Origin of the sequence: Paenibacillus sp. FSL W8-0439, assembly GCF_038008995.1 — a bacterium.
Classification (GTDB): Bacteria; Bacillota; Bacilli; order Paenibacillales; family Paenibacillaceae; genus Paenibacillus; species Paenibacillus polymyxa.
Genome location: NZ_JBBPAK010000001.1, coordinates 3,674,847 through 3,688,320, shown reverse-complemented (window position 1 = coordinate 3,688,320; position 13,474 = coordinate 3,674,847). Strand labels below are relative to the sequence as shown.

General features: G+C 48.4%; 1 protein-coding gene. It reads left to right on the top strand.

Going from position 1 to position 13,474, the window contains the following annotated elements; all coding sequences use genetic code 11:
* Positions 1 to 50: 50 nt before the first annotated feature.
* A complete protein-coding gene (locus tag MKX36_RS15815; protein ID WP_340865000.1) occupies positions 51 to 13,457 on the top strand; it encodes an SDR family NAD(P)-dependent oxidoreductase in 13,407 nt (4,468 codons plus the stop codon).
* Positions 13,458 to 13,474: the final 17 nt, after the last annotated feature.

Below are 13,474 nucleotides of genomic sequence, written 5' to 3'. Positions count from 1 at the left end.
ATTGCCGACACGATATTCGTCCTATTTCATACGGCTAGGAGGGCATTTTTATGGATCCAAAAGATATTTTTCGTGCGGTACAAACAGGGGAAATAAATTCTGAAGATGCCGAAGCACGATTGCGCCAATTGATGGGCGGGCTTTCGGATGAATCTTTGGAAGAATCATTGGAAGTCCGGTCACAGGAATCAACTTCAGAGGAATTGTCTCTTTCGCTACAGCCATTGGACAGCTTTCACGGACCGGAGAAGGAGAGCAATGGCGAAACGGAAGTGCCGCCTGTGGTTCAATTGCAGGAATTTGAGCATGGCATTGTCCTGTTAACAATGAAGGATACCGTGCACAAAAATACATTTTCCGATGAACTGATTGTGGGCCTGAACCAGGCGTTCGCTACGGTGCAGGCTAACGAGAACTATAAAGTCGTGATTCTGACGGGATATGACACCTATTTTGCCACAGGGGGTACGCAGGAGGGATTGCTAGCCATTCATGAGGGAAAGGCGAAATATAGCGATACCAATGTTTACAAGATTGCACTGGATTGCAAGCTGCCAGTCATTGCTGCTATGCAGGGACATGGAATTGGCGCAGGCTGGTGCATGGGGATGTTTTGCGATTTTATCGTGATGAGTAGAGAAAGCATCTACACCACTAATTTTATGAAATACGGCTTTACTCCCGGTGCGGGCTCAACCCTCATTTTTCCTGAAAAATTCGGAGTTAGCATGGCGCAGGAAATTTTATTCACTGGTACTAGATATAGCGGTTCAGAGCTGGAGTCCAAAGGGACTCCTTTTCCTGTTCTGCCGAGAAATGAAGTGGTGCCGTACGCAATGCAGCTGGCAAGGAAACTGTCCGAGTCGCCAAGAGAGTCATTGATTGAGCTGAAAAACCATATGGCTCAGCCGATTAGAGAAAAGCTGGCGGCAACGATTGAGAAAGAAATAAAAATGCAGGACAAAACGTTTGTGAATCAGCAAGAGGTCAAGGAACGGATTCAGACGGCCTATGGACAACTTCCGAATAGCGATGGTACGCATAAACTGCTCAAGCAGGCGGATATGAAAAAATCTGTGCCCAGTATGCCGCATGGTCAGGAGAAGGATTCTATCGCAATTATTGGCATGGCGGGTCAGTTCCCCAAATCCAAGACATTGACTGAGTTCTGGGATAACCTGGCTCAGGGCAGGGATTGTATATCGGAAATTCCTTCAACACGCTGGTCCATTGATGAATATTATGATACTGATCCCAAGGCTGAGGGGAAAACCTATAGCAAGTGGATGGGTGTGCTAGAGGATATAGATCGATTTGACCCGTTGTTCTTTAATATATCTCCTGCGGAAGCAGAGATGATGGACCCTCAACAGCGTCTATTTCTGGAAAGTAGCTGGAAATGCATTGAAGATGCCGGATTGAATCCAGCCTCACTGTCAGGGAGCCGTTGCGGTGTTTTTGTAGGTTGTGCAGCTAGTGATTATGGAAGGTCTATGAGCGGACAGGGGTTGAATGCGCAGGTTCTTATGGGAGGAGCTCCTTCCATTTTATCGGCCCGGATTTCGTATTTGCTGAATTTGAAGGGCCCTTCTCTGGCGATTGATACCGCATGCTCTTCCTCTCTGGTAGCTATAGCTGAAGCTTGCAACAGCCTTGTTTTAGAAACAAGCGATCTTGCTTTGGCGGGCGGAGTAATGATCATGGCAGGGCCAGGGATGCATGTCATGACCAGCAAAGCAGGAATGCTGTCCAAGGATGGACGATGCTTTACTTTTGACGCCCGTGCAAACGGGTTTGTCCCTGGAGAAGGGGTTGGCGTTATTTTATTAAAACGGCTCTCTGATGCAATCAGGGACAAGGACTCCATCTATGGGGTTATCCGGGGATGGGGAATGAACCAGGATGGGAAAACCAACGGCATTACTGCTCCAAGTGTAAATTCACAGATTTCGCTTGAAAGTGAGGTTTACCAGCGGTTCAATATTAATCCTGAAACGATCTCTATGGTAGAGGCCCATGGGACAGGTACCAAACTGGGCGATCCGATCGAAGTGGAAGGGCTTACCGAAGCTTTCCGATCCTATACGAACAAAAAGGGCTATTGCGCGCTGGGATCGCTGAAAAGCAATATGGGACATATGCTAACAGCGGCCGGAGTAGCTGGCATAATGAAAGTGCTCCTCGCCATGAAACATCGGCAATTGCCGCCAACCATCAATTTTGAATCCCTAAATGAACATATTTCTTTAGAGGAAAGCCCGTTTTACATTAACACTGGGCTACAAAAGTGGGAGTCCAAACCGGGGATACCTCGACGTGCAAGCGTCAGTGCTTTCGGGTTTAGCGGTACTAATGCGCATATGGTTATTGAAGAATATGTGCCTGTAACCTCTGAGGTGCAGCTGAACCCAGTCGATCAAGACAACCCAGTGCTATTTGTACTTTCTGCCAAAAGCGAACAAGCCCTGAAATCCTATGCCGCCGACATGATGGAATTTGTTAAATTGCACGAAAGCACTAAGCTGTCAGACCTGACTTATACCCTGCAAGTGGGCAGAGAGGCTATGAACTGGCGCCTCGCGTTTTTGGCGGATTCAAGAGAAAATCTGGTCGATGAGCTGGAACATTTTGTGAATGGCAACTCGTCGGACAAGGTGTTAACTGGACAAGTGGACGATGCTAGAGGCGAAATTGAACTTTTTGATTCTGACGAAGATACTGGAACCCTCGTTCGGACCTGGCTTCAGAATAAAAGAATTGATAAAATAGCCAAATTATGGACTAATGGCGCAACTATTGAATGGGATGCACTTTATGGAGCAACCAAGCCCCAGCGAATCAGTCTGCCGACCTATCCTTTCGAGAGGGAACACTATTGGTTGTCTGAGACAGACATGGGCCAGGAGAATATAAACCCGGCTATGACCGCCCAAATTCACCCTTTGCTGCATCAAAATACTTCCGATCTCTCCGGGCAGCGCTACGACTCCACCTTTACAGGCCGGGAATTTTTCCTAGCAGATCACCGAGTCATGGGCCAACCGACATTACCTGGGGTGGCTTACCTTGAAATGGTGCGAGCGGCCGTCGAAGAAGCAGCAGGGGATGTCATGGAGGGTGAGACCCGTATTCAACTGAGAAATGTAGTATGGGCTCAGCCCATCGTTGTAGCTAACAAACCGATCAGGGTACACACCAGCCTATATCCTCAGGACGATGGAGCGATTGCGTTTGAAATATACAGCGGCGTGGAAGAAAACGCCGAAGATATTATACACAGCCAGGGGATAGCTGTGTTGGAGAGAAGCGGTGAGCCGCAGTACCTGGACCTGAATGTTTTACAGGCAGAATGTATTCACAGTTCACTATCTTCAAGCCAATGCTATGAAGCTTTCAGAGCTATGGGAATAGACTATGGCCCGGGACACCGGGGGATCGAGACCATCTTACGGGGAAAGGATTTCGTGCTGGCAAAGCTGTCCCTTCCATCCAATGTATCTCATACCCAAAGTGAATTTGTATTGCATCCGGCTGTAATGGATTCAGCCTTGCAGGCCACAATCGGGTTGGTGATGGATCGAGAAGAACATGTGTCTGAAGGCAACCTCTCGGTACCCTTTGCCTTGCAGGAACTGAAAATATTCGAAAAATGCACTTCTGTGATGTGGGCACGGATTTCCAGACAAGCGAGTGAGGAGACACTAATTGGATTGAGCATAGTACATATCGATCTCTGCGACGAGACCGGAAAGATTTGTGTGCAGCTCAAAGGGCTCTCATCCAGAGAACTGGAAAAAGGAGCAGGGCAAGCAGATTTCGTCGAGAATGTGGGCACACTCATGCTGGAGCCGGTCTGGGAGGAGGAGGCAGTCCTTGCAGGAGAGAACGCGTTCAACGATATACGGCATATTGTGATCCTGTGCGAATTTGAAGGTATTTCCAGAAAGGATATTGCAGCTCGTATGGATGGTACTCGCTGCATTGTTTTACAGTCATCGAGTAATGACTTGGATGCGCGGTTTGAAGACTACACTATTCAGATATTTGAAGAATTGCAAAATATAATGCTGGATATACACAAACAAAAAACTTTGCTGCAAATTGCAGTCCCTGCCCGAAATGACCAACAGGTTTATTCCGGGTTCTTTGCCATGCTGCAAACCGCCCAAAAAGAAAACCCGAATGTCATGGGTCAACTGCTAGAGCTTGATGCCAAGGATGGCCCTGAGGGGATTATTGCAAAATTACAAGAGAACCGTTACGGCCAGTACGGCGAACGAATACGATATCATGGCGACAAGCGACAGGCTTTAAAGTGGCAAGAAATTGAAACCTTGCATGAAGATGCAGCCCAGCCATGGAAAGATGGAGGGACCTATCTCATCACTGGCGGTCTAGGTGGCCTGGGACTGATTTTTGCCAGAGACATCCTGTGCAATGTGAAAAACTCCACCGTCGTACTGGTAGGACGATCACCTCTGTCAGCGGATAAACAGACCTTGTTAAGCGAATTGGAAGCGCTGGAAGGTCATATAGAGTACAGACAGGTGGACGTGGGTCAAAAGGAAGCGGTCACCGAGTTAATTCATGGCATCGTCGAGCAATATGGCGGTCTTAACGGTATTTTACACACAGCAGGAGTGATACGGGACAACTTCATCATCAAAAAGACGATAGAAGAAGTTAGAGAAGTGCTGACTCCCAAAGTCTCAGGGTTGATCCATCTGGATCAGGCCAGCAACTCCCTGCCTCTGGATTTCTTTATCCTGTTTTCTTCCGGCGCTGGAAGTGTTGGCAATGTAGGACAGGTTGACTACTCTGCTGCCAATGGCTTTATGGATGCTTATGCTTCTTATCGAAATGCTTTGGCGGCAGGCAAGCAACGCCAGGGGCACACGCTGTCGATCAACTGGCCGTTGTGGAAGGACGGTGGGATGCATGTCGATGGGGAAACGGAAAAGGCAATGCAAGGTCTGGGCATGATTGCCATGGAAACAGAGAGTGGAATAAAGGCTTTGTATCAAAGCTTATCTTCCGGTAAAAGCCAGGTTATGGTTATCGAAGGGTATCCTCAAACGATTAAGACGGCCATTCTGGGACAGCCTTCAGGAACAGAGATTTCAGGCCGTTCCAGAATGGAAGATGGGGAAGCCTCGATTATCGGCGAAGAATGGCTAAGAGAAAAAGCTGAAGACTATTTGAAAATATTGCTTTCGGCTGTAATCAAGCTGCCAGCTGAAAGTATAAATGTAAATGCGCCTATGGACAGGTATGGGATTGATTCCATATTGGTCATGCAGCTCACAAATGAATTGGAAAAAACGTTTGGCTCACTGCCGAAGACATTATTTTTTGAATATCATAATCTCCGCTCATTAACTGGATATTTCCTTGAATCGCACCATGGCCGGCTGGTAGACGTTTTAAAAGCGCAGGAGAAGAATGCGGCTCCTCATAAAGTGGCGAACGAACCTGCAAAAGCAGCAATAGAGCCTTTGGCTCCGATCGCTGCGAGTCGCAGACGTCCATGGCCTTTCCCGACAGGTACGCAGCCCCATCAGGAAGAGAAGGGCTTGGACATTGCCATTATAGGGATATCGGGAAGATATCCGGGGGCAGCAGGTATCCAGGAGTTCTGGAAAAATCTAAGGGATGGGAAGGACTCCATCACTGAGATTCCCAAGGAGCGTTGGGACCACAGCCTGTACTTTAATGAAACTAAAGGGAAGCCCGGGAAAACCTACAGCAAGTGGGGAGGGTTCATCGATGGGGTGGACTGGTTTGACCCGTTGTTTTTCAACATTTCGCCAAGAGAAGCGGAAACGATGGACCCTCAAGAGCGCCTTTTCCTGGAATGTGTGTATGAAACCATAGAGGATGCGGGCTATACGCGCGAAACTCTTGGTGCAGACCGGGGACTTGGCGGCATGGAAGGCAATGTTGGCGTTTATGTCGGAGTAATGTATCACGAATATCAGCTTTATGGAGCCCAGGAACAAGCCAAAGGGAATATGCTCGGGCTTCTCGGGAATGCTTCGGCGGTTGCCAACCGTGTATCGTATTTTTGTAATTTTCATGGACCAAGTATCGCTGTGGATACGATGTGCTCTTCGTCACTGACAGCAATCCATATGGCCTGTCACGGACTGCAGCATGGAGAATGTGAACTGGCGGTTGCAGGGGGAGTCAACGTTTCCGTCCATCCTAACAAATATCTATTACTCGGACAGGGAAGCTTTGCATCAAGCAATGGGCGGTGTGAAAGCTTCGGACAGGGTGACGGATATGTGCCAGGAGAAGGAGTCGGGGCTTTGCTGCTCAAGCCGCTGGCCAAAGCTATAGCAGATGGAGACCGCATATATGGCGTCATAAAAGGTACTGCAGTGAATCACGGAGGAAAAACCAATGGATATACTGTACCCAACCCCAACGCACAGGCTAGCGTGATTGGGCAGGCTATTCAGGAGGCGGGAATCAACCCTAGAACCATTAGCTATATAGAGGCGCATGGGACAGGAACTCCTCTGGGTGATCCGATTGAAATTGCGGGCTTACAAAAGGTGTTCCGGGAATATACCAGAGACAAGCAGTTCTGTTCAATCGGGTCTGCCAAGTCTAATATCGGACATTGTGAGAGCGCAGCCGGTATTGCCGCAGTGACAAAGGTGCTGTTGCAGTTGAAATATAAACAATTGGTGCCTTCACTGCATTCAAGCAAGTTAAATACCAACATCGATTTTAGTGATAGTCCTTTTAAAGTACAGCAGACATTAGAGGAATGGAAAAGACCTGTCGTATCCATGGATGGTGAAATCAAGGAGTATCCAAGGTTGGCAGGAGTCTCGGCCTTCGGGGCAGGTGGGTCTAACGCGCATGTGGTAATTGAAGAGTACATTCCAGCAGAGACTGGTCAGCTGCAAGTTGCTCCTGCGTCTCTTCATCCTGCCATGATTGTGCTATCGGCCAAGAACAGGGAAAGGCTGAACGAGCAGGCGCAAAGATTGCTATCTGCCATTAGAGAGCTGAATGACCCGCGTATAGGTCTCGCAGATATCGCCTACACGCTGCAGATCGGACGAGAAGCGATGGAAGAACGGCTTGCGATCATCGCCACATCCATCCAAGAGCTGGATTGGAAATTGGAAAGCTTCCTGCTGGAGAAGGAAGGTATAAAAGAACTGTATAGAGGACAGGTAAAGCGCAACAAAGGAGTATTGGTCACTCAGGAAATCGATGAGGATATGGCTAAAATGGTGGGTGCATGGGTGAGTAAAGGTAGACATGGAAAGCTCGCCGAGCTTTGGGTGACAGGACTGCTGTTGGACTGGAATAGGCTTTATGGGGAAAAGAAGCCTCGCAGGATTAGTTTGCCAACCTATCCTTTTGCCAGAGAAAGCTATTGGGTGCCCGTAAACCAGGTAAAGAACGATGGTATGACAGCCACCCTAGGCCAGTCTGCATTTTTGTCGCCTTTACTGCACCACAACACTTCAAACTTCTTGAAGCAGCGGTTCAGCTCAACGTTTACAGGCGAGGAATTTTTCCTCAGAGATCATACGGTAAAAGGCCAACGGATTCTACCAGGCGTCGCTTATCTTGAGATGGTGCGGGCGGCTGTGGAACGCTCTATAGGAGATGAGGACAACTGCACAACAGGAATCCGGTTAAAAAATGTAAACTGGATTCGGCCAATTGTGGTCGAAGATCAGCCATTCCCAGTACACACAGGCCTATTTTTGGAAGACGCGGGAAAAATCAGCTTTGAGGTATATAGTAAGCAAGCAGGAAGCGATATCGGACATACCGTGCACAGCCAGGGCAATGCGGTGCAGTTTAACGTGGAACAAAAGCCAGTGCTTAACCTAGAGGCATTACAGGCAGAATTTGATCCACATGGATTTGAGGGAGCGCGCTGCTACGATATCTTCCAAAAAATCGGGATGGATTACGGCCCAGCCTTCAGGTGTGTGGAGAAAGTGTATACACATCCGGGCAAGGTACTGGCCAAGCTGGCATTGCCCTCCGTGCTCTCCGATTCGGCTGACAGCTTTGTTCTTCACCCTAGCCTAATGGATGCGGCCTTGCATGCATCCATTGGATTAATCATGGGTCAAGATGGAGAGCTGCCGGACAGCACAGTACCCAATACGCCTTCTATGCCATTCGCCCTTCAAGAGATCGAAATCCATGGGGCATGCACCCAGAATATGTGGTCGTTGATTCAATACAGCGAGGGCAGCAAGAGAGAGGACAAGGTACAAAAGCTCAATATCGACTTATGTGATGAGGAAGGGAACGTTTGTGTCAGAATAACGGGACTATCCACCCGAGCGCTGGACGGAGATATCCGCACTGAGCATGCACAAGGCGTAGTTGCAGGAGATCATGCCGCCGATCCGCTTGTAGGAGCTGTCATGCTCATCCCAAAATGGGACCCCGTTGCGCTTAAAAAAGAATCAGCTTTCCCATCGTCGACAGACCGAATGGTCATTGCAGGTGGTACGGACAAAGATAGACAGGCCATCTGGGAATATTATCCGAAGGCGCATTTTTTGGAGATGCAGGCGCAGGATTCCATAGAAACGGTTGCCTCAAAGGTTGAAGAATATGGAGCCGTTGACCATATACTGTGGATTGCACCTACGATTTCTGTCGGATCGGTCACTGCTGAATCCTTGATTGAGGAACAGGAGCCCGGAGTCTTGCTCTTCTTTAGAATGGTCAAGGCGCTGCTCCTGCTGGGGTATGGGACGAAAAAGCTAGGCTGGACAACCATAACCACCCAGGCTCAGTCGATCGATCAGGACGATACAGTCCACCCGGCCCACGCAAGTTTGCATGGGTTGGTAGGCACGATGGCCAAAGAATATCCGAACTGGAAGGTTCGTATCATAGACCTGCAATCCGATTATGACTGGCCGTTATCCGAACTATTTACGCTGCCTTCAGACCGTCAGGGACGGATGTGGGTTTTCAGAGGCGGTCAGTGGTATCGCCAGCAGCTGATTCCGTTTAAGCAGACTCCAGGCTCAAAAGGACAGACGCTGTACAAAACCGGAGGCATCTATGTGGTTATCGGTGGTGCAGGCAACATCGGAGTGGCGTGGAGCAAGTATATGGCTTCGACCTATCAGGCCCAGATGGTGTGGATAGGCAGAAGGCCAAAGGACGCGTCCATCCAGGCTAAATTGGACGAATTTAAAGGCCACGGACCTGTTCCATACTATATTACGGCAGATGCAGCAGATGAAAGGTCGCTGCAGGGGGCATATGAGGAGATAAAGCAGCGGTACTCCAAGATCAACGGCGTAGTCCACTCTGCCATTGCCTTTTTGGAGAAGGGGTTGGAAGATTTGACGGAGGAAGGGCTCCGGTCCGGGCTTTCAGCAAAGGTCAATGTCAGTGTGCGTATGGCTCAGGTTTTTCAAAATGAACCGCTGGATTTCGTGTTGTTTTTCTCTTCTATTATTGCCTATGTAAAAAATCCGGGACAAAGCAGCTATGCTGCCGGATGTACCTTTAAGGATGCGTTTGCGCAGCGGCTTTCACAGGAATGGCATTGCCCGGTGAAAGTCATGAACTGGGGATACTGGGGGAACGACGCAAACAATACCTCCCAAGACAGGCAGCAAGAAGTCGATAATTACTCAAAACTAGCGCAGATCGGCGTCGGACTTATTGAGCCTCACGAGGGGATGGAGGCACTTGAGACGTTGCTTGCCTCACCGCTGGGTCAAATGGGACTGATGAAAACAACAAAACATTTGGAGTTGGAAGGGACTAATCCGGCAGAAGCCATCAATCTATACCCGCACAACACGGATCCCGATCTTCGGGATATACAAGAAAGTATGGCTGCAGTGATCAAATCAAAAGCCCAGTTTGCCGAGGAATATGCGGCAGAGGATGCTGGCAGCCTGCAGGAAAGGGAATTGGAGCATCTCCTAGGCAAGCTGTTGCAGGAGCAGCTTTGGTCCATGGGGTTGTCAGGGACAGATCGTCAGTCTGTTGACGAGTTCAAACATAAGCATGGACTGTCAGAGTTATACGGCAAATGGCTAGGTGAGAGTGTAAAGATTTTGGCACGGCTGAATGATGCTCTTACAGATGGAAATGCTTCCAGCCCGGCTTACCGAGAGGATGTCTGGCAGGAATGGGAAGAGCACAAGCATACATGGCAAAAATATCCGCAGATGCGGGCGAGGGTACATTTGGCTGAGACAACGCTGCGGGCCTTGCCTGAAATTATTACCGGCCAATGTCCTGCAACGGAAATCATGTTCCCCAATTCCTCGATGGAATTAGTGGAAGGGATTTATAAAGACAGTCTGGTAGCTGACTATTTTAATGAAGTTCTTTCCGATACGATCGCCGCCTATGTTCAGCAGAGAATTATGAGCAACTCTGCTGCAGAAATCAGAATTCTCGAAATCGGAGCAGGCACCGGAGGAACCAGCAACACCGTATTCCTCAAATTACGGCCATACCGCAAACACATTCAGGAATATTGTTATACCGATATTTCGAAGGCTTTTTTGATGCATGCGGAGAAAGAGTATGGGCCAGACAATCCGTATCTTAGTTATCGAATCTTTAATGTGGAAGAACCTATTGCTGGACAAGGTATTGATGCGGGTAAATATGACATTGTCATTGCTGCCAATGTACTTCATACGGCCAAAGATATTCGCCAGGCATTGCGCAATGCGAAAGCGGTTTTAAAAAGCAACGGCCTGCTTCTATTAAATGAACTCATGGGCAGCAGCGTGTTTACCCATCTTACCTTCGGCTTGCTGGATGGCTGGTGGGCTTATGAGGATTCGGAATTACGTATTCCCGGCTGCCCTGGACTTTATCCTCACGTATGGAAAAGCGTATTGGCCAAAGAAGGCTTTCACACAGCGTTTTTCCCGGCACAGGAGGCGCATGATTGGGGCCAGCAGATCGTTGCAGCCCAAAGCGATGGCTTGGTTCGGCAAAAGCGACAGCCAAAGCAAAAATCCCTATCGGTAGAGAATAGAACCGTTGAAGCAGGATCAATAAAACAATCAGCTCAGCCCAAAAGAGAGGCAGTACAGGCGGAATCAGCGGAATCAGAAAATGTGCTGCGCAGCAAAAGTACGGCCTACTTTAAAAATTTACTTGGCGAAACCCTAAAAATGGAACCGGGAAGCATCGACTCTACGATTGCCCTGGAAGAGTACGGGATCGACTCGATATTGGTTGTGCAAATCACCAATGTGCTGCGTGAAGTGATCGAGGATTTTGCCAGCACCCTGTTTTTTGAGTACAACACCATAGATGATCTGGTAGCGTACCTGCTTCAAACGCAAAAGGATTCGTTGAAGAAGCTGGTAGGTATGAAGGAGACAGAGATGAGCGAAGAAACTTCCAGAGTGGAAGAAGTCCCTGCTCCACAGGTAGTCGATATTGCCCCGATGAGATTTGCACAGGAAGGACGCTTCCTTAAGCCGTCTGTCAGCAAAGGTGAGAAGCCGAAGGAGCACTCCTCTAATATCAGAGATATTGCGATTGTGGGCTTGTCCGGGCGCTATCCAGGAGCTCGTAATGTAGAGGAATATTGGAACAACCTAAAAGAGGGTAAAAACTGCATCACTGAAATTCCGAAAGATCGTTGGGATTGGAAGACCTACTTTGACGAAGAAAAAGGAAAACGAGGTACCATCTATACGAAATCAGGCGGCTTTATCGAGGGAATCGATTTATTTGATCCACTATTTTTCAAGATTTCTCCTGCAGAAGCCGAAACTATGGACCCGCAGGAACGGCTCTTTCTGGAAGCTGCATACGCAAGTATAGAGGATGCCGGATATACCCCTGCCAATCTTTGTGAGAGTCGTAAAGTGGGCGTATTCGCAGGCGTGATGAATGGAAATTACGGTTTGGGACCTCAATACAATTCCATTTCCAATCGGATATCCTATCATTTGGATTTCCAAGGTCCAAGTATGACCATCGATACCGCTTGTTCCTCCTCATTGACGGCTATCCATCTAGCTTTGGAAAGTCTGTATAGCGGTATCAGCGAGTGCGCTATTGTCGGAGGGGTCAATTTGATCGTAGACCCAATCCACTATATCAAGCTGTCAGCGATGACGATGCTTTCGAAAACTGGCGAATGTAAGTCGTTTGGAGACCAAGCGGATGGATTCGTTGATGGGGAAGGCGTCGGCGCTATCGTGTTAAAGCCGCTGGAGAAGGCTATTGCAGACGGTGACCATATTTATGGTGTCATCAAAGGGAGCATGCTCAATGCTTCAGGTAAAACCAGTGGTTATACCGTGCCTAGCCCTCAAGCTCAATCTCAACTGATTGAGGATGCGCTACGGCGTTCGAATGTTGATGCAAGAACCATCAGTTATATTGAAGCCCATGGAACCGGCACGGCTTTGGGAGACCCTATTGAAATTGCCGGATTGACCAGGGCTTTTGAGAAATTCACACAAGACAAGCAGTTCTGCGCCATAGGTTCGGTCAAATCCAATATTGGTCACACCGAGAGCGCAGCAGGCATTGCAGGAGTAACTAAAATATTGCTGCAGCTTAAGCATCGCCAGTTAGTACCGTCCTTACATTCTAGGAAGTTGAATCCTGAAATTCATTTCAGCAATACTCCTTTTGTCGTTCAGCAGAATCTAGAAGAATGGAAGAGACCGGTAATTACAACCGATGGAATCACTCAGGAGTGTCCGAGACGGGCTGGAATATCGTCTTTCGGTGCAGGTGGGGCCAACGCTCATATCGTGATTGAAGAGTATATTCCCGAGGTTCAGGAGCCATCAGGAATAGAACCTGCTTCTCAGGGACCTGCGATGATCGTGCTATCAGCCAAGAGTGAGGAGCAGCTTAAGGAAAAAGGACGACAGCTGCTTGAGGCTCTTCAGGGTCAGCTATCCTCGGCCAGCATATTGGATATTGCCTATACGCTCCAGGTGGGACGCGAACCGATGGAGGAGCGTCTAGCCATGCTCGTGGATTCGATCACAGATCTTGAGGAGAAATTAAAGGAATTTGTGGACGGACGCCACAGCATGCTCAACCTGTATAGAGGTCAAGTAAAACGCAACAAAGAAGCGTTGTCCATTTTTACGGGGGACGAAGACCTGCAACAACTGATTGAACATTGGATTTCCAAAAGGAAATATACAAAGCTTCTGGAGCTGTGGGCCAAAGGGCTAAATTTGGATTGGGAAAAAGTTTATACGGGGAAGGTACCTCACCGTATCAGCCTGCCAACCTACCCATTTGCAAAAGAGCATTATTGGACTTCGGATAGCAAGGATCAATTAAAAGCCCACGCATTACTGTCGCAAAATGAAAGCAATGTAGATTTTGATGATCAATTGTGCGGCAGACTCTTGGATGAAATGATGAACGACGCCATGTCTGTTGATGAGGCCGCCAATGAAATCTTCAATATATTCATACGTAAATGAGAAGTTTCTACATGCTG

What these genes read in the sequence shown, in the direction of transcription:
- MKX36_RS15815 (WP_340865000.1), top strand. Translation starts at nt 51, where the DNA reads ATGGATCCAAAAGATATTTTTCGTGCGGTACAAACAGGGGAAATAAAT.